Here is a 16790-nt window from a genome sequence, read left to right as displayed (position 1 = left end):
GTCACTCGCCGCCCGGCTGTTCCCAGGGCCAGTCGAGCAGGCGCGCGCCGAGCACGGCCGTCTCCAGCGTGAACCGCTGGGTGGGATCGTCAGGGGAGAAGCCGGTCAGGCGGTTGATGCGCTGCAGCCGGTACGTGACCGCGCGGGCGCTGACGCCCAGCCGGCGCGCGGCGGCGGTCTGGTTGCCGTGCGCGGCGAAGATCGCCTCCAGCGTCTCCAGCAGCGGCTCGTGCCCGCCGCGCGCATGCAGCAGCGGGCTGAGGACGCTCGTCACCAGGTCCTCCATCGCGCTCCTGTCGCGCAGCAGTACGGGGAAGACGAGCAGGTCGGCGGCCTTGACCACGTCGTGCTTCAGGCCGAGCCGGTCGGCCAGGTCGAGGGCGCCGGCCGCCTCCCGGTAGGAGGCGACGATGCCGCCGGGCCCGCGCTGCGGCCTGCCGACGCCGACCCGCCAGCCGGCGGGGAAGCGGGACCGCACATGGTGGGTGAACTCGCCGACCGCCGCCGGGAGCGTGGCCGGGACCACGCACACCAGCAGCCCGTCCCGTACCGCGACCAGGATGTTGTGCGAGCCGAACCGTTCGGTCAGGTCGCGTTCGATGCCGTCGGCGCCGGTGCCGGCCAGCCCGCGGGCGACGGTCACCACGTACGACTCGGCCAGGCGCAGCCCGAAGTGCTCGGCCCGTTCCGCCAGCCGCTCGGCCCTGCCGTGGAGCAGGTCGTCGACGAACGCGCGGCGTTCCCGTTCGGCTTCGCGCAGCGCGGCGAGCTGTGCCTTCTCGTACCCCTCCATGAGGGCGGCGACGGCCTTGCGCAGCGCGGGCAGCACCGACGGCGCGGCCAGCCCGTCGGCGGCGGCCAGCGCGGCGTCGACCAGGTGCCGTAACGGCACGCCCAGCTCGGCGGCGCGGCGGCCGCCGGCGCGGTAGGCGTCCAGTTCGTCCCTGCCGAGCAGCCGGCCGGTGCCGGCGGCCTCCCGCAGCGTGCGGAGGTGCCCGCCGAGCAGCTCGGCGGGCACCCGCGGCGACATCACACCCCCACGTCGCGCCGGTCGAAGGCCAGCACCGCGGTGAGCGCCAGCACCGCGGCGGCCCCGGTCAGCACCAGGTACTCCCCCACCGGCAGCCCTTGCTGCAGCGGCTGGCCGGAGGCGTAGTAGTGGAACGGCGACAGCCACTTCAGCCAGGCGATGGCGTCCACGCTCCGCCCGACGGTGACGACGACGTAACCGAGCACCGCCCACACCCCGGTGACCGCCATGGCGGGGCCCTTGCGGCCGGTGGCGGCGCCCACGGCCAGGGTGACGGCCCCGAAGAACAGCCCGACCAGCAGGACCCCGGTGTGCGCGGCGAGTATCCGGTCGAACGGCACCCCCATCTCCATCGTCTCCGCCATCACCCAGGTGACCAGCAGCGTCATGGCCGCCACCGCCCCCAGCCCGATCACCAGGGCGGCGAACCGCTCCAGGACGAGCCGCTTGCGGTCGATCGGCAGCGTGACGACGAGCTCCAGCGTGCCGTCCTCCTCGGGCTGGGCGAGCGCCCGGTTGGCGATGAGCATGGCGCAGGCCAGGAAGAGGAACGGCACGAAGAGCTGGTAGACGACCGACTGCAGATAGCCGGCGCCGCTGGTGAAGTCCTCCATGCCGCCCATGAGGTCCTTCAGCGCGCCGGGGAACTTCGCCATCGCCTGCGGGCCGTACACCTCGGGATTTTCCTTCACGCTTCCGTACACGGCCAGGTAGAGGCCCATGAAGGCGCTGATCCCGATCGTCCAGCCGATGAGGGCCCGCCGGTAGTCACGCAACGTCTTGGCGATCATCGTGTCTCCCCTCGTCGCTGTAGTAGGTGAGGAAGATCTCCTCCAGGTCCGGCTCCTCGCTGACCAGGTGCACCACGGTGAACCTGGCCGCGGTCTTGATCAGCGCGTCCGGCCGGCCGTCGATCGTGCAGCGCACGCTCGCGCCCGCCACCCGCAGGTCCCGCACCCCCGGCAGCCCGTCGAACGCCTCCGCCGGCACGGGCGCGTCGAAGTGCAGCTCCACCCGCCGCACCGCCTTCTCACGCAGCGCGGACACGTTCTCCACCGCGACCAGCCGCCCGGCCCGTACGATGCCGACCCGGTCGGAGACGTGCTCCACCTCGGCCAGCACGTGCGAGGACATGAGCACGGTCCGCCCGGAGGCGCGCACCTCCCGCAGCATGGCGAGGAACTCCTGCTGCACCAGCGGGTCGAGGCCGCTGGTCGGCTCGTCGAGGATGAGGAACTCGGGCTCGTGCATGAACGCCTGGATGAGCCCGACCTTCTGCTTGTTGCCCTTGGAGAGCTTCCCCATGGGCACGCCCAGGTCGGCGTCGAGCCGCTCGGCCAGCGCGCCGATCCGGCCGGCGGGCACCCCGCCGCGCACCTTCCCGAGGAACTCCAGGTAGTCGCGCGCCTTCTCCCTGCCCTCCAGGGCGAGCTCGCCCGGCAGGTAGCCGATCCTGGCCCGTACGGCGGCCTCCCGCGAGCCGGTGCCGAGGACGCTCACCGTGCCGCGGGTGGGCCGGATGACGTCGAGCATGAGCCGGATCGTGGTGGTCTTGCCGGAACCGTTCGGCCCGAGGTAGCCGAAGATCTCGCCCGGCTGGATCTCCAGGTCGAGGTCCTCCAGCCCCCGGCGCTTACCGTAGTACTTGGTCAGCCCTTCGGCCCGCACCACTGCTGTCATGCCCGCCATGGTGCCTGTCAGGGGCTGCCGCCGTCACCGGCGGGCTCCGGAAGGTTCGGCGCCGGTTCGCTTCCGGCACCCGGCAACCGCTGACTCCGGAATTCCGGTTTTCCGGGGTATCTTTCGCTTGTGACGACGATCGAGGAGCGCGTGGCCGCGCTGGAGGCCCGGGTCGCCGCCCTGGAGGGCCGGGCGCCCGAGCCCGGCGGCGAGGTCGAGGAGTCCGGCAAGCTGGTGTACGGCGGGCATGCCAGGTTCGGCGGCTACCGGTGGAGCTGGGAGATGGCCCGGCCGCCCGGCTGGCTGGTCGAGCAGCCGGCCGGCCCGATGGCGGCCGTGCTGGCCGCGGCGGGCCACCCCGCCCGGCTGCGTATCCTGCAACTGCTCGTGCGGGGCCCGCGGCCCGCGGCCGAGTTGCAGACCGAGCTGTCACCGGCCTCGCAGGGCCAGCTCTACCACCATCTCAAGACCCTCAGCTCGGCCGGGCTGGTCGAGCAGCCGGAGCGCGGCGTCTACCGGGTGCCGCCGCCGGCGATCTTCCCGGTGCTTGCCATGATCGCCGCGGCGACGGACGTGGTCCACCCCCGCTGACGGTCACCGGGCCCCGGGCGGCAGGCCGGGCACCTGCGGCGGGCCGTTCCCGATCAGGTCGAGCAGCGCCCCGGTGTCCAGGTTCCGCTCCACCAGGTCCCCGAGCGCGTCCAGGCGCCGCTCGCGCAACCGGCCGAAGTCGGTGGCCGGGTCGGGCTCGAACGCGCGGCCCGCCCGCCCGGCCACGTCCGCCAGGAAGGCCCGACGGAACGCGTCGTTCTCCAGCGCGCCGTGCCAGGTCGTGCCCCACACGTTCGCGGCCCGGCAGCCGTCCAGGAACGGCTCGCCGCCCTCCACCGTGACCCGTCCGTGGTGGATCTCGTACGCGTCCACCGGATGCCCGTACGCCTGACCGGACGGCCTGCCGAGCACCTTGTCCGGCCCGAACGTCACCCGCGCGGGCAGCAGCCCGAGCCCGTCCACCCGGCCGGCGCCCGACTCGACCTCGTCCACGATCTCCCTGGCCAGCATCTGGAAACCGCCGCAGATGCCGAGCACCGGTCCGGCGCGGGCGGCGAGCGCGTCCGCCAGCCCGCGCTCACGCAGCCAGGCCAGGTCGGCGACGGTGGCGCGGGAGCCGGGCAGCACCACCAGGTCGGCGTCGTCCAGCTCGGCCGGGCCGGTCACGAACCGCACCACCACGCCCGGCTCGGCGGCCAGCGCGTCCACGTCGGTGAAGTTGGAGACGCGCGGCAGCCGCACCACCGCCACCCGCAGCGTCTGCCTGCCGTGCGGCTTCCCGGTCACCACCCGTCGGCCGTCGAGGGCGAGCGAGTCCTCGACGTCCATCCAGAGCCCGTCCAGCCAGGGCAGCACCCCGTACACGCGCCGCCCGGTCAGCTCCTCGATCATGTCCAGGCCCGGCCCGAGCAGCTCCCGCGCGCCCCTGAACTTGTTGACCACGAACCCGGAGACCAGCGCCTGGTCCGCGGCGTCCAGCAGCGCGACCGTGCCGTAGAAGGCGGCGAACACCCCGCCCCTGTCGATGTCGCCGACCACGATCACCGGCAGGTTCGCGGCCCTGGCCAGGCCCATGTTGGCGAGGTCGCCGGCCCGCAGGTTGATCTCGGCGGGGCTGCCCGCGCCCTCGCACACCACCACGTCGTAGGCGTTCCTGAGCCGGTCCAGCGACTCCAGCGCCGCCGTCCGCAGGCGGTCCTTGAGCGCGCCGTACTCCGTCGCGTCCACGTCGGTCAGCGGGCGGCCCATGAGCACGACCTGGCTGCGGCGGTCGCTGCCCGGTTTGAGCAGGATCGGGTTCATGTCGGCCACCGGCTCCAGTCCGGCGGCCCGCGCCTGGACCTCCTGGGCCCGGCCGATCTCGGCGCCGTCCGCGGTCACGTACGAGTTGAGCGACATGTTCTGGGCCTTGAACGGGGCGACGCGCACGCCCCGCCGGGCCAGCCAGCGGCAGATCCCGGCGGTGACGACGCTCTTGCCGGCGTCTGACGTGGTGCCCGCGACGAGCAGCGCCCCTCTCACTCGCACCACCGTAACGGTGATTCGCCTGAAATCGCCCATTTACGAATCCTGTGACTTCTGCCACTCTGACTAGAACGCGATTCTAGAGTTATCTACTGGAAGGTGGGGCATGGTCGGAACGCTGGGCTCGCCTCGTACCGGCAGGATCGACGCCACGTCACAGGCACCGTTCGGCTGGACGCCGCTCGTCGTGCTCTTCATCGTCGGCCTGGTCGACCGCATCGAGGCCAACCTCCTGTCAGGGGTCCTCCCGCACATCATCAAGGAGTGGGGAATCAGCGACGTCGCGGCGGGCGCGATTCCGACCGCCGCCGCGATCGCCGGGGCCATCGTCGCCATCCCCGCCGGATACCTGGCCGACCGCCGCAGCCGCACCCGCATCATCGCCATCGTCGTCTTCATCTGGGCGATCGCCACGGCGGGCTCCGGCCTGGCGACCGGCTTCGCGATGTTCTTCGGCATGCGGGTGCTGCTCGCCGCCGCCGAGAACATCGACAACCCGGCCTCGGGCAGCCTGCTCGCCGACTGGTACCCGCCCTCCAGCCGGGCCAAGGCGTACGGGCTGGTCCGCGTCACCACCTACCTGGGCGGCGTCGGCACCCTGATCGGCGGCGTGCTCGCGGCGTACCTGGGCTGGCGGCAGGCGTTCCTCATCATGGTCATCCCCGGCGTGCTCACGGCCCTGCTGGTGTGGTTCCTGCGCGAGCCGCGCCGGGGCGAGCTGGACCGGCTCGTCGCCACCGGCTCTGCCCCCGAGGCCCGGGCCACCGTGCACGCCGAGCCCGTGCCCGAGCCGACGCCCGACAAGGTGCCCGTGCACGACCAGGTGCCGTTCGGCACCCAGCTCCGCCAGGTGATCCGCATCCCCACGCTGATCTTCGTGTGCGTCGGGCTCGGCCTGCTCACCCTGGGCCTGGCCGGCGTCTTCTACTGGATGACCACGCTCATGGTGCGCTCGTTCGGCGTGGAGACCGACGTCGCCGGGTCGCTGAGCGGTCTCATCACGGTGGCCGGCACGCTGAGCGGCACCCTCATCGGCTCCTGGCTGGGCCGTAAGTGGCACGGCACCCGCAAGGGCGGCCGCCTACTGGCGGGCGGCGGCGGCATCACGATCGGCGCGCTCATCCTGGCGCTCGCCCTGTCGATGGACTCGCTGGCCTGGCTGACCGTGCTGACCGTGCTCGCCAGCACCTCGATGTCGATCGCCATCCCCAACATGACCGCCTGCCTGGCGGACGTGGTGCCGGCGAGCGCCCGGGGACTCGGCTTCGCCGTGCTGCAACTGCTGATGGCCGGCTTCGGCGCGTTCGGCTCGCTGATCGTCGGCATCGTCTCCGAGCGGACCGGCTCGCTGCTGACCGGCATGTACGCGCTGGTCCCCGTGATGGTGATCGGCGGCCTGCTCACGCTCGGCGCCCGCGCCTCCTTCGAGCGGGACGCGCGGAAGGTGCTGGACGCGGCCCGCGCCTCCTGACCGGTCAAGGGCGGGAGGGGTCCCCACCCTCCCGCCCTGTTCTTCCCCTAGATAGGAAAGAAAAGTTGCGCAATTAATTCTTCCCATTTAGGCTGCCGCCATGGAGAGCAGGCGCATCACCGACCTGGACACGCTGAAGGCCATGGCCCACCCCCTGCGCCTCAAGCTCTACCGGGCCCTCTTCCAGGCCCGCGTCGCCACCGCGTCCCAGCTCGCCGACCAGGTCGACGAGGCGGTCTCCCTGGTCAGCTACCACCTGCGCAAGCTCGCCGCCCACGGCGTGATCGAGGAGGCCGAGCCGCAGAGCAGCGACGGCCGCGAGCGCTGGTGGCAGCTCGTCATGCGCCACTACAGCGTCCAGGACAAGGACTTCCGCGACGCCCCCGAGCGGGCCGCCGCCTACACCGCGTTCACCCGCACCGCCTTCCACGACCACGTCGAGCTGTACGAGCGCTACCTCGACGAGCAGTCGGCCTGGTCCCCCGAGTGGCGCGCGGCCGCCTTCAGCTCGCAGTCGCTGCCCCGCCTGACCGCCGCCGAGCTGAACGGGCTCAACCAGGAGCTCCTGGAAGTGGTCAGGAGGTGGCAGCGCCACAGCGAGGCCGCCATCGAGGCCGGCGACACCGAAGGCCGCGAGAACGTCAACCTCCACCTGTACGGATTCCCCGCCCGCCGCCCCTGACCGAGGAGGTCACGGCCATGCACCCCGACATCCACCTGCGGCTCATGGAGATCCGCGACGCCGAGTTACGGGAGCGCGCCGACCACTGGCGCGCCACCCGCGACAGCCGCCCCACGATGAGCTGGCGCGTCGGCTGGACCCTCGTCGAGCTGGGCCTGCGTCTCGTCCACCGCGCCCCCGCGAACATCCAGCGGATCTGATCGCCTCGCGGGTGTATCAAGCTGCGGAGCCCTCACTCCATGTGGATGTCGAAGGAGGCTCTCGTGGAAGCCGCAGACGGCCGCGTCATCTTGTTCCTCGTCATCGCGATCGCGCTGTTCATCGCCGGGCGCCGCTACCAGACGCTGGTCGCCACCCGCCAGGCGTGGCGTGACGCGATGAGACTGGTCATCGCACGCAGACAGGTGGCCGCCAACGCCACCAGGTCCATGCTGTGGATGGCCGTCGTCACCGGGTTCGTCCTCTGGCTGGTGGCCAACCTCAACCGGCTGATGTGACCCGCCACCGCGCCATCCCCCACGCGGCGAGCACCGCCGCGCCGGCCGCCACCAGGCTCACCGCCCGGGTCAGCCGCACCGCCCGCCGGATGTCGCCCACGCCCGGCGGCGGCCCGTCACCCATGGCCGGCCGGTGCTCCACCCTGCCGCCGTACACGTTGGCGCCGCCGAGCGTGACGCCGAGCGCGCCCGCGAAGGCGGCCTCACACCGCCCGGCGTTCGGGCTCGGATGACGGTGCCCGTCGCGCGCCAGCACGGCCAGCGCCCGCCGCCGGTCCGGCGCGGCCAGCACGGTGATCAGCCCCGTGAGCCGGGCCGGCACGTAGTTGGCCACGTCGTCCAGCCGCGCCGCCGCCCACCCGAACCGCTCGTACCGCGATGACCGGTGACCCACCATGGCGTCCAGCGTGTTGATCACCCGGTAGGCCAGCAGCCCCGGCACCCCCGCCACCACCCCCCAGAACAGCGGCGCCACCACCGCGTCGGAGGTGTTCTCGGCCAGCGACTCGACCGTCGCCCTGGCCAGCTCCGGCGCCTTCAGCCCCGACGGGTCGCGCCCGCACAGATGCGGCAGCCGCTCCCTCGCCGCCTCCAGATCTCCGGCCTCCAGAGCGGACGCCATGCAGGCCCCCTCCCGCGCCAGCGTCGTCGCGCCCAGCACCGCCCAGGTGGCCGCCGCGGTCGACACCGTGCGCGCCAGCGGACTCCGGGCCCGCTCCGCCACCAACCCGGCCCCGGCCGCCACCCCGACACAGACCGCCACGTACCCCACGCCGTTCGCCCGCGCGTCCCCGTACACCCTGCCCTCGAACCAGGACGCGGCCCGCCCGAACAACGCGACCGGATGCCCCCTCCTGGGGTCGGCGAACACGGCGTCGAGCATCACCCCCAGCGCCAGCCCGGCGGCACGACCAGATCTCATGGAGGACATCTTGACGGACAGCCTTGGCGGAGGGTTCCGGGGGGTTCTGGCGGAGGTTCCTTGGCGGAGTCCCGGCGGGTCCTGAAGCGGAGATCCCGGCGGAGAGTCCTGGCGGAGGTTCCTTGGCGGGGTCAGACCAGGTGCGCCCGCAGCCTGTCCTCGTGCGCGTCCAGCCAGGCCGACGCCCGCCGGATCCGCTCACCCGCGCCACCGTCCCACAGCGTCGCCCAGCTCCCGCCGCCCGCCGCCCGCGCCTTCATCACCTCGTACGAGCGATGGAACCGCAACCGCGCCACCTCCAGCAGCCGCCGCCGCTCCCTCGGCCGCAACCCGTACGCGTCACAGAACAGCCGCAGCCGCTCCCCCACGTCCACCCCGCGCAGCAACGGGTGCCGATCGACCGGATCCGCGATCGGCGCCCAGTGACGCAACGTCGTCACCACGTCGAACACCCGCGTCGTCGGCCGCGCCTGATCAAAATCGATCATGGCGTACGGGACCCCGTCCGCGAACACCACGTTGGCCGGCGTCAGATCGCAGTGACCGATCACCTCCGGCGGCGCGTCGTCGTTCGACCCGCCGTCCCACCCGCCACGCGAGAGCGGAAACCCCTCGGCCGCGTCGTGGAACCCGCGTAACAACCGCGCCAGATCAGCCAGCGCGCCATCGGAGACCGACGCCGGACTCACCCCCGTCGCACCCGGCAGGTAGGTGAGCACCTCACGCCCCAGCGCGTCGAACCCGAGTACGCGCGGCGCTCCCCGGAAACCTGCGGCTTCCAGATGGCGGAGCAGGGCATGCACGGCAGGCGTCGACGACCTCGCCGGCCTGCGCACCGTGTCACCGACGCGCACCACGCCATCGGTCACATCCCCGCCCTGCAAGGGGATCTCATGCAGGAGCGTCGCGAACATGCCACGACAGCTTAGACCCTCTCCCACCCCCTCGCGTGGGGTTTTTCATGCAGTTCAGGGTGATGGGAGAGGGGATCTGGGGATGAGGAGGTGACGGACAGGAGCGCACGAGGGCGGTGAGGGCGGGGCTGACACGGTGGAAAACGTGTGCATGACACGTCGCCGGATCATGCACAATAAGGCGAGAGCGCCCTTAGCTCAGCTGGACAGAGCATCGGACTTCTAATCCGACGGTCGCAGGTTCGAATCCTGCAGGGCGCGCTTATCCCGAGGCTATGACCTGCGGGTTTTCGAAGGGCTCGAAGCTGACGTCCCATCAGACGGCGCTGGGGGGACCGAAGGGGGACCGCCAGTTTCGGACGCCTCCCCCACGCGAACGCTCCGGGGGACCAGAGCCGCGCTCGCCTCCGCCGCCGCCCGAGCCATCTCCGGCAACACGTTGGTGTAGGTATCCGACGTGATCGCCTGACTCGAGTGCCGCATCATCGCGCTCGTGGTCTTCATGTCGTTGCCCGCCGCCAGATACAGCGTCGCCGCGCCATGGCGAAGGTCATGCAGACGGATCGGCGGCAACCCGGCCGCGAAAACCAGCCGCTCGAAATACTCCGACACCCAGTCCGGCTTCAGCTCGCTGCCGTCCTCCCGAGTGAAGATCCGTCCCGACTCACGCCATGCTCCCGCCGACGCCGGCTGTTCTTCATGCTGGCGCCGGTGGTGCGCCCGCAGGACGGCCAGGGTTCCCGAGTCGAGAGCCACCGGCGCGTCGCTGCCCTCGGTTTGGCCCGCCCTTCCTGTCCACGCACGTACGCATTCGCGGCGCGACGGGCCGTTTGCATGCGACCTCGACGCCTCAAGATCGCCAAGTGTCAGCTGGAGTACTAGGCGGGGAAGGTGACGCCGACGTGCATGGATCGCATCCATTCTTCATCGACAGAAGCTTCCACCAATGCTTCAGCCGTGACGAGTACGGCGCGGCCCCAGCGGTCGTCCCATGATTCCTTGCCGCCAGGTGTGGTGGCGATCCACCGTTCGACACTGGCGAGATCGGGGTTCGGGTACCAGTCGCGACTTGCCGCGTCGAACTCGATCATGCGGCCGTCTCGATGGTGATAGGACACGATCGCCGGGACTTCGTCGCACCACGCAGCCCTCAGGCAAGGCCCTTGCCGCGCCAGGGCGGGAAGAGCACCGGGCGTAGGGCAATCGACGCTGTAGTCCAGGATGACAGTCCCTGTGCCGAGACGCCCGATGAGCATGTCGACATCGCCACCCAGGAATTTCATCGGCTCCGTGATCTCGGGCGGGATATGGCAGGCCGCCAGGACGTCATCGGTCGTCGCGGCGGAGCACCATGTGAGCGCGAGGACGTTATTGGTGTACCCATTGAACCAGCGATAGTAGCTCTTATCGATCAAGGGGTTCCTTTTGGACTATTGGCGGACCGCCCGCCGCCGAGATGATGAAGCCGGCGGCGAGCAATGATCGAAACCTGTGGATCTGACGGGAAGGGGTGCACCTTCCCGAATCATCTGATCAGAATTTCCGGATAAGGCCGACGCGCCAACGTCGGTCGGGAAGCGCATCCGTGCCGCTTACCGTAGTGCCCGAGTTGCCCACTGACGACCACGACGGCTCGGCCGCTCCTGCCTCGCCCTCGTTGATCGAGCAGATCGTTCGTGAGGGCGCCCGCAAGATGCTCGCGACCGCATTGCAGGCCGAGGTCGATGGCTACATCGCCGCCTTCGCCGGCGAGCGCGGCGAGAAGGGCCGCCGGCTGGTCGTGCGCAACGGCCACCAGCCGCGGAAGATCCTCATCGCGGCCGGCGCGATCGAGGTCACGGCCCTACGCCTCAACGACAAGCGCATCGACGAGGCCAGCGGCGAGCGGCGGCGGTTCTTCTCGGCGATTCTGCCCGCTTGGGTCCGCAAGTCCTCCCCCATCGGCGAAGTGCTGCCGCTGCTGTACCGGCACGGCCTGTTGCGGCTCACTACTATTCCGCCATACTTTTCGATCTTGCTGGGTACGCCTTCCTGACCGCGTTCTTCGTCCTGTTCGCGGGCCTTCCCGCGGCCGGGGCCATCCCTGCCGCGATACTCTCCGCCCCGCCAGACCGCCACAAGGTCATGCGCTTGCGCTTCGTCGTCGTGGGACTGTTCGTGTCGATCGCCGGCATCTTGTTGATGGGGCTCGGCGCCTGGCTGGGGCGGGAGGATTCGCGCTACGGCGCCATCGAATTCTTCGGGATGCTGCTGATCTCCCTCATAGGCGCGGGCCTGCTTGTCGCCGGTCTCGGCCCGCTGCCTTCGTGGCTGCTGCAGCTCTCAGGTCCGTACGGGGAACGGCTGCCGCTGCCCCTCCGCCTGGCTGCCCGGGACCTGGCCCACCGTCGTGGCCGCGCGGTGCTCGCGATCACGCTGACGATGATGGCGACGGCCTTCGGCATCGCACTGACGGTCATCGCGGTCGGCGAAACAACGCAGAGCAGGGCCGAATACTCCCCCCAGGCCCGGCCGGGCAGCTTGTTGATCCGGCCAACCGCCTTGTTCGTGCAGCAACCTTTCTCGGCGGCCGATGCGAACACCGTACGAGCGGCGATCGAGCAGGAATTACCCGGGGTGCCGATCGCCCAGAGCGAGCGCCCCTCGGGCGAATCCTGGTACTTCGACGCGAGGGCGGAAAACGTCGAAATACCCGAGAAGGCCGTCTACTGGGACTATGCCATCGGCAACGAGAAGCTGCTGCGGTACCTCACGGGCGATCAGTCGACACCGTACGACGAGAGCATGGCCGTGGTGATCACGTCAGCCGAGGTGAAAGTCGACTCGGTCGAACTCTTCTACGAGATCAACGAGAACGATGAGACAGCGACGACCAGGACCGTCCCGGCGGTCATCACCAGGACCGCCGACCCGCACATGGAGACGATCTTCATCCCCTCGAAGATCGTCCAGGATCTCGGCTACCAGCTCCAACCAAACGAACTGATCGTCGACCCCACCCTCCGCCGGGTCACGGTGCAGGAGCAGGAGCGCCTCGACGACCGACTGGACGACGCGGTCGCGGAAACTTACGTCGAGCGGGGCTTCGAAGCTTCGACCTGGTGGATGCCCGTCGTCGCGGTGGCGCTCCTCATCGCCCTCGCGTGCACGCTGGCCACCGGATTCGGAAAGGCCGCCAACGCGCGCCAGGCCCGGGTCCTGAGGCAGGCCGGCAACGGATCAGCCACGGCCTTCCGGTGGTTCTGCGCTTTCCGCGCGGGTCTGAGCACCCTGTACGGCACGGTGCTTGGCGCGGTCGCCGGATGTCCCGCCGGGATGTTGCTGCTGTGGCCCCTGACGGTGCGTATCACGTGGGAAGAACCGGTACGGGTGCCGTTCGAGACTCCCTGGCCGGCGATCGTGGCCGTCGTCGTCGGCCTTCCTCTACTCGCCGCCACCCTCGGTGCGATTCTCGCCCGCGAGCAGTCGTCGCGCTAGCGCCCTTCCCGCTCAGTATGGTGGCCGCGCTTGCCCTACTGGCCGGCTGTCGGTCTGGTGGCGCCCTTTCCCACGCTGGCAGTCTTCTTCGTCCAGCCGACGTATGGCTCTTGGGTGTCCCGGCCGCAGGTTCGAGTCCTGCAGGGCGCGCCGTCCAGACCAGTTCAAACACCGTCTGAGCTGGTCTTTTGTCCTGGTACGACTCGCGGTCCGCAGGATGGGCCCGGCGGCGAACGGGGACCCTGGGCAGATTGCGATCGAGGGCGTTGACGCGCATAGGTGGAAATGCCGCAGTTCCTCGCGCTCTCCCGGCCGACCCCCCTCCGACATCAGCAAGGCGTTCAGCGGCCTGGTCGCGTCAATCCGAGCCGAGCGACGGCGGGAAGCGCAGCACCCAGCGGCGCTGCCAAGGGGTCTCGATGGCCCGACGGTGGTGGTGCTCGCGTGTCCAGGCGACGGCGTCGGCCGGGGCGAGGCCGGCCAGGATGGCCAGGCAGGCGACGACCGTGCCGGTGCGGCCGATGCCGCCTCCGCAGGCGACCTCCACCGCGGCGCCCGTCCGCGCTCGCTCGTACAGGGCACGGATCTGCTGGACGGCCACGTCGCGGTCGCGGGGCAGCAGGAAGTCGGGCCACTGGATCCACGCGCGCGGCCACGGCAGCTCGCTCTCGTGGTGGCGGCGGAGCTTGTCGGAGCCCAGGTAGAGGCCGAAGTCGGGTCTGGGTCCCGACGGCAGCGGATGGCGGAGGCCGCGGCCGCGGATCCAGGTGCCGTCGGGGAGCTGGAAGGCGCCTGCGAGGGGCGGTCCGCCCACCGCAGGGGTGTCCATGGGGTCGCTCATGGGGTTCTCCTTGTGTTCTTCAGTGGGCGGCGCTGTCGGAGCGCCGCCGTTCGCGGTGTTTCGCGACATTGATCCGGTTACCGCACACGTCGGGCCTGCAGTAGATGCGACGCCCTCCGCGGCTGATGTCGACGAACACCCCGCGGCAGCCGGGGGCGGCGCAGGCGCGGAACCGGTCGTGCCCGAGCGCCCGGACCGCGCCGAGCAGCCCGATGCCGATGAGCGCGGCCAGTTCCTCGGCCAGCGGCGCGCCCGGCCTGGTGGGGACGTACCACTGCCACCGCCCGCCGGGATCGCGCTCCAGCACCGGCCGGAGTCCTGCCCGCCCGGCCAGCACGGCGCCGCCCGCGACGGCCTGGTCCTCCGTCTCGGTCTCCACGACGCCGCGGGCCTCCCGGCGCAGCAGGTGGACCTCGCGGAGGTCGTCGTCGGTCGGCGGCCGGCCGCCCGCCACGGCGTCGAGCCGCAGCCCGTGCCCCGCGAGCAGTTCCATCAACGCGCCGGGGGTGGGCAGGGCGTCGCCCGCCGGGGCCTGCACGGTGGGCGAGGTGTTGGCCAGATCGCCGGCGAGAGTCGCCCCGACCGCGTAGTCGGTGATGGAGATCCGCATGTCGCACCTCGTTTCAGTAACCGAATAAACGGAACTATACCCCTTACATCGATCACGCGGGGTGCGGAAAACCGCAGGTTCAGACGGGCGGGTGCCTCATTCCGCCAGGTGAGCGGCTCGGCCTACCGTTCTTGGCCATGATCGGAAAGTTGTTCGACGTGCCACGCCGGCTGCTGGCCGGGCTGGCGGCCCTGCTCACCCTGGCCGCGGTGGTCACGTTCACGGCCATGGCGGACAGCACCATGCAGCCGCTGCCGGCCACCGCCCCTGGCGACCAGTTCAGCGCCGGACGCGCACTGGTTCACCTGAAGAAGTTCGCCGCCGGACCACGGCCCGTCGGCAGCCCGGCCGGCGACCGGGCCCGGGACTACCTGGCCGGTCAGCTGCGCGCGGCAGGGCTCGAGGTGGAGATCCAACGCTCGGTGGGTGCCCGTTCGGCGGCGGGGCTGGCGACGTTCGGCCAGGTCGACAACATCGTGGGCCGGCTGCGCGGAACGGACTCGACCGGCACCGTGCTCATCGCCGCGCACTACGACTCCGCGGCCATGGGACCGGGCGCCTCCGACGACGGCGCCGCGGTGGCCGCGATGCTGGAGACCGTCCGGGCGCTGCGCGGCGGCCCCGGCCCGCGCAACGACATCGTGCTGCTCATGTCGGACGGTGAGGAGGACGGCGTGCTCGGCGCCGAGGCCTTCGTCCGCGAGCACCCCCTGGGCAAGGCCGGCGGCGTGCTGCTGAACTGGGAGGCCCGCGGGGTCAGCGGCCCCTCGCTGATGTTCGAGACCTCCGCGGGCAACGCCCGCCTGGTCGAGACCTTCGCGGGAGCCGTCCCCGCGCCGCGCGGCCACTCCGCCATGGTGGAGGTGTATCGGCTGCTGCCCAACAACACGGACTTCACCCCGCTGACCAAGGCGGGCTTCACCGGCATGAACTTCGCCTACATCCAGCGTTCCTCGCTGTATCACACGGCGGGCGACACCATCGCCAACCTCAACCCGGGCAGCCTGCAACACCACGGCAGCAACATGCTGGCGCTGGCGCGCGCCCTCGGCGGCGCGGACCTGCGGACGCTGGACTCCGATCACGACGCCACCTACTTCCGCGCGCTCGGCACCATGATCACGTATCCCGGTCAGTTCGTCTGGCCGCTGGCGGTGCTGGCCGTCGTCGCGGTGGCGGGCCTGGCGCTGCTGGCCCGCGTCAGGCGGCTGCTGAGCCTGCCACGGCTGATCATGGCGACGGCCTCGGCCGTGGTGCCGTTGGCGGCGTCGGCCGTCTTGGCGCAAGGGCTGTGGGAACTGCTGGTGTCCTGGCGGCCGGCCTACGACCTGATGGGCGGGCTGCTGCACCGCCCGCAGCCGTACCGGGCGGCGATCGCGGTCCTGTGCGCGCTGACGGTCCTCGGCTGGTACCTGGTGCTGCGCCGCAGGCTCGGCCCGGCGGCGCTGGCGGTCGGGGCGCTGACCTGGTTCGCCGGGCTGGGCGTGCTGTGCGCCCAGGTCGCTCCCGGGGCGTCTTTCCTGTTCGCCCTGCCGGCGCTGACGGGCGCGCTCGGCTGGCTGGCCGCGGTCCTGCTCCGCACGCCTGCCTGGGCGCGGACGGTCGTGGCGATGCTGGGCCCGGTCACGGCCGCCATGCTGCTGCCGTCCCTGGCCGGGAACGTCTTCGACGGGATGGGGCTGGCGCTCGGCGGGGCGAGCGCGCTGGTGCTGGCCCTGTCCGGGCTGATCGTCGTGCCGATCGCGGAGCTGTTCCTGCCCGATCCCGCCATCCGGCCGAAGCGGGCCGCCGTCCTCGCGGCGCCCCTGACGGCTCTTCTCCTCGCGGCGGGGCTGGTCGTGGCCGGGTTCGTGGTGGACGACTTCGACGCCGACCGGCCGCGGCGCACGCATCTGGCGTACGTCATGGACGCCGAAACTCGTCGTGCCCACTGGGTCAGCGCCGACGTGGACCCGGCGCCGTGGACCAAGCGGTACGTGTCCGGCCATGACGCCTCCGCGCTGCCCCCGGGGTACGCACGCGGCACGCTGCGGACCGGACCGGCACCGGCGATCGCCGCCGAGGGCCCGCGAGCCGACGTCCTGGCGCACAGCGGGGACACGCTGAAACTGCGGGTGACCGCCGGGGAGGGCACGCGCTCGGTGATGCTACGGCTCGACCAGCCGATCAGCCACGCCACCGCGTCGGCCGGCCGGTTCGGGTCGGTGAGCGTGCCCGTCACCGGCACCCGAATCGGCACCTGGCCCTCGGAGATCCGCTTCCGCGGCCTCCCCGCCCGGGGAGTCCAGATCACCCTGCGCGTACCGGAGAAGGACCGGATCCGCCTCATGGTGATCGCCGAGACCGACGGGCTGACCGCGGTGCCGGGCTTCGTCCCCCGGCCTCCTGACCTGGTCGCCGCCACCAGGGAGGACGGCGACCTCACCGCGGTCACGCGTGGTTACACCCTGACCAGGGGCTCCGCACGCCTGCCGCGTTGAGGACGAGGGGCACATCGCCAGGCCCCCGGCCGTGGTGACCGTTGGAAACGTCGGCGATGCCGAGGAGGCCGGCCGGTGACGGCGGCGTCATGGCGGACGCCGCGCCCGCA

General features: G+C 71.4%; 17 protein-coding genes, 1 tRNA gene and 1 pseudogene. 9 read left to right on the top strand and 10 right to left on the bottom strand.

The window, feature by feature from the left end:
- Position 1: 1 nt before the first annotated feature.
- The 3 genes from FR742_RS05080 to FR742_RS05070 are packed head-to-tail and all read right to left on the bottom strand — an operon-like array spanning position 2 to position 2710.
- Positions 2–1030, bottom strand: coding sequence for a CdaR family transcriptional regulator (locus tag FR742_RS05080; protein WP_148029849.1), 1029 nt, complete (start codon positions 1028–1030; stop codon positions 2–4).
- Positions 1030–1821, bottom strand: coding sequence for an ABC transporter permease subunit (locus FR742_RS05075; RefSeq protein WP_148029848.1), 792 nt, complete (start codon positions 1819–1821; stop codon positions 1030–1032). The genes FR742_RS05080 and FR742_RS05075 overlap by 1 nt, the downstream gene beginning before the upstream one ends.
- Complete coding sequence (locus tag FR742_RS05070) at positions 1799–2710, bottom strand: ABC transporter ATP-binding protein (RefSeq protein WP_148029847.1); 912 nt, start codon at positions 2708–2710, stop codon at positions 1799–1801. The genes FR742_RS05075 and FR742_RS05070 overlap by 23 nt, the downstream gene beginning before the upstream one ends.
- A 129-nt stretch (positions 2711–2839) precedes the next feature.
- On the opposite strand from FR742_RS05070, the gene FR742_RS05065 reads away from it, so the two are divergent.
- Positions 2840–3301 (top strand): helix-turn-helix transcriptional regulator, encoded by a 462-nt coding sequence (locus FR742_RS05065; RefSeq protein WP_148029846.1) that lies wholly within the window; start codon positions 2840–2842, stop codon positions 3299–3301.
- 3 nt (positions 3302–3304) lie between these two features.
- On the opposite strand, the gene FR742_RS05060 is transcribed toward FR742_RS05065, so the two are convergent.
- Positions 3305–4822: a cobyric acid synthase gene (locus FR742_RS05060; protein WP_148029845.1), complete on the bottom strand. Its 1518-nt coding sequence runs from the start codon at positions 4820–4822 to the stop codon at positions 3305–3307.
- Between the two features lie 70 nt (positions 4823–4892).
- Between FR742_RS05060 and FR742_RS05055 the strand changes: the two genes are divergently transcribed.
- From FR742_RS05055 to FR742_RS05040, 4 genes are all read left to right on the top strand, one after another.
- Positions 4893–6257, top strand: a complete 1365-nt coding sequence (locus FR742_RS05055; RefSeq protein WP_148029844.1) for an MFS transporter — start codon at positions 4893–4895, stop codon at positions 6255–6257.
- A gap of 100 nt (positions 6258–6357) precedes the next feature.
- Complete coding sequence (locus tag FR742_RS05050) at positions 6358–6939, top strand: helix-turn-helix domain-containing protein (protein ID WP_148029843.1); 582 nt, start codon at positions 6358–6360, stop codon at positions 6937–6939.
- Between the two features lie 17 nt (positions 6940–6956).
- On the top strand, positions 6957–7139 hold the full coding sequence (locus tag FR742_RS05045) for a hypothetical protein (RefSeq protein WP_148029842.1): 183 nt from the start codon (positions 6957–6959) through the stop codon (positions 7137–7139).
- 63 nt (positions 7140–7202) lie between these two features.
- Positions 7203–7436 (top strand): hypothetical protein, encoded by a 234-nt coding sequence (locus FR742_RS05040; protein ID WP_148029841.1) that lies wholly within the window; start codon positions 7203–7205, stop codon positions 7434–7436.
- Here the strand turns inward: FR742_RS05040 and FR742_RS05035 are convergent.
- Entirely contained in the window at positions 7420–8358 is a 939-nt protein-coding gene (locus tag FR742_RS05035) for a cobalamin biosynthesis protein (protein WP_148029840.1), read from the bottom strand. The two genes, FR742_RS05040 and FR742_RS05035, sit on opposite strands and share 17 nt — an antisense overlap.
- A 131-nt stretch (positions 8359–8489) precedes the next feature.
- Positions 8490–9272, bottom strand: a complete 783-nt coding sequence (locus tag FR742_RS05030) for a phosphotransferase (protein WP_148029839.1) — start codon at positions 9270–9272, stop codon at positions 8490–8492.
- A gap of 187 nt (positions 9273–9459) precedes the next feature.
- Here FR742_RS05030 and FR742_RS05025 point away from each other — a divergent pair.
- A tRNA-Arg gene (locus FR742_RS05025) sits at positions 9460–9533 on the top strand.
- 12 nt (positions 9534–9545) lie between these two features.
- Here the strand turns inward: FR742_RS05025 and FR742_RS05020 are convergent.
- Both FR742_RS05020 and FR742_RS05015 read right to left on the bottom strand, forming a co-directional pair.
- A complete protein-coding gene (locus tag FR742_RS05020) occupies positions 9546–10028 on the bottom strand; it encodes a tyrosine-type recombinase/integrase (RefSeq protein ID WP_187281005.1) in 483 nt (160 codons plus the stop codon).
- A gap of 122 nt (positions 10029–10150) precedes the next feature.
- Positions 10151–10687 carry a hypothetical protein gene (locus FR742_RS05015; RefSeq protein ID WP_148029837.1) on the bottom strand — a complete coding sequence of 179 codons (537 nt, stop codon included), beginning with the start codon at positions 10685–10687 and terminating at the stop codon, positions 10151–10153.
- A gap of 194 nt (positions 10688–10881) precedes the next feature.
- Between FR742_RS05015 and FR742_RS05010 the strand changes: the two are divergent.
- Positions 10882–11250: pseudogene (locus FR742_RS05010) on the top strand (IS256 family transposase); the annotation flags it as partial.
- A gap of 152 nt (positions 11251–11402) precedes the next feature.
- Positions 11403–12749, top strand: coding sequence for a hypothetical protein (locus FR742_RS05005; RefSeq protein WP_148029836.1), 1347 nt, complete (start codon positions 11403–11405; stop codon positions 12747–12749).
- Between the two features lie 358 nt (positions 12750–13107).
- Here FR742_RS05005 and FR742_RS05000 read toward each other — a convergent pair whose 3' ends face one another.
- A complete protein-coding gene (locus FR742_RS05000) occupies positions 13108–13590 on the bottom strand; it encodes a protein-tyrosine phosphatase family protein (protein WP_261808358.1) in 483 nt (160 codons plus the stop codon).
- 19 nt (positions 13591–13609) lie between these two features.
- Positions 13610–14200, bottom strand: coding sequence for a CGNR zinc finger domain-containing protein (locus FR742_RS04995; protein WP_148029835.1), 591 nt, complete (start codon positions 14198–14200; stop codon positions 13610–13612).
- 137 nt (positions 14201–14337) lie between these two features.
- On the opposite strand from FR742_RS04995, the gene FR742_RS04990 reads away from it, so the two are divergent.
- Positions 14338–16680: a M28 family peptidase gene (locus tag FR742_RS04990; RefSeq protein WP_148029834.1), complete on the top strand. Its 2343-nt coding sequence runs from the start codon at positions 14338–14340 to the stop codon at positions 16678–16680.
- Positions 16681–16790: the final 110 nt, after the last annotated feature.

The sequence above is a fragment of the Nonomuraea sp. C10 genome, from assembly GCF_008017515.1.
Lineage (GTDB): Bacteria > Actinomycetota > Actinomycetes > Streptosporangiales > Streptosporangiaceae > Nonomuraea > Nonomuraea ferruginea.
Note: the sequence above shows the minus strand (reverse complement) of the source record. Positions and strands in the feature narration are given on the sequence as shown.

Bases quoted from the DNA above. Each gene is read 5' to 3' on its own strand.
- FR742_RS05070 (WP_148029847.1), bottom strand. From the start codon at position 2,710: ATGACAGCAGTGGTGCGGGCCGAAGGGCTGACCAAGTACTACGGTAAG.
- FR742_RS05055 (WP_148029844.1), top strand. From the start codon at position 4,893: ATGGTCGGAACGCTGGGCTCGCCTCGTACCGGCAGGATCGACGCCACG.
- FR742_RS05080 (WP_148029849.1), bottom strand. From the start codon at position 1,030: ATGTCGCCGCGGGTGCCCGCCGAGCTGCTCGGCGGGCACCTCCGCACG.
- FR742_RS04990 (WP_148029834.1), top strand. From the start codon at position 14,338: ATGATCGGAAAGTTGTTCGACGTGCCACGCCGGCTGCTGGCCGGGCTG.
- FR742_RS05030 (WP_148029839.1), bottom strand. From the start codon at position 9,272: ATGTTCGCGACGCTCCTGCATGAGATCCCCTTGCAGGGCGGGGATGTG.
- FR742_RS05035 (WP_148029840.1), bottom strand. From the start codon at position 8,358: ATGAGATCTGGTCGTGCCGCCGGGCTGGCGCTGGGGGTGATGCTCGAC.
- FR742_RS05075 (WP_148029848.1), bottom strand. From the start codon at position 1,821: ATGATCGCCAAGACGTTGCGTGACTACCGGCGGGCCCTCATCGGCTGG.
- FR742_RS05045 (WP_148029842.1), top strand. From the start codon at position 6,957: ATGCACCCCGACATCCACCTGCGGCTCATGGAGATCCGCGACGCCGAG.
- FR742_RS05000 (WP_261808358.1), bottom strand. From the start codon at position 13,590: ATGAGCGACCCCATGGACACCCCTGCGGTGGGCGGACCGCCCCTCGCA.
- FR742_RS05060 (WP_148029845.1), bottom strand. From the start codon at position 4,822: ATGGGCGATTTCAGGCGAATCACCGTTACGGTGGTGCGAGTGAGAGGG.
- FR742_RS04995 (WP_148029835.1), bottom strand. From the start codon at position 14,200: ATGCGGATCTCCATCACCGACTACGCGGTCGGGGCGACTCTCGCCGGC.
- FR742_RS05050 (WP_148029843.1), top strand. From the start codon at position 6,358: ATGGAGAGCAGGCGCATCACCGACCTGGACACGCTGAAGGCCATGGCC.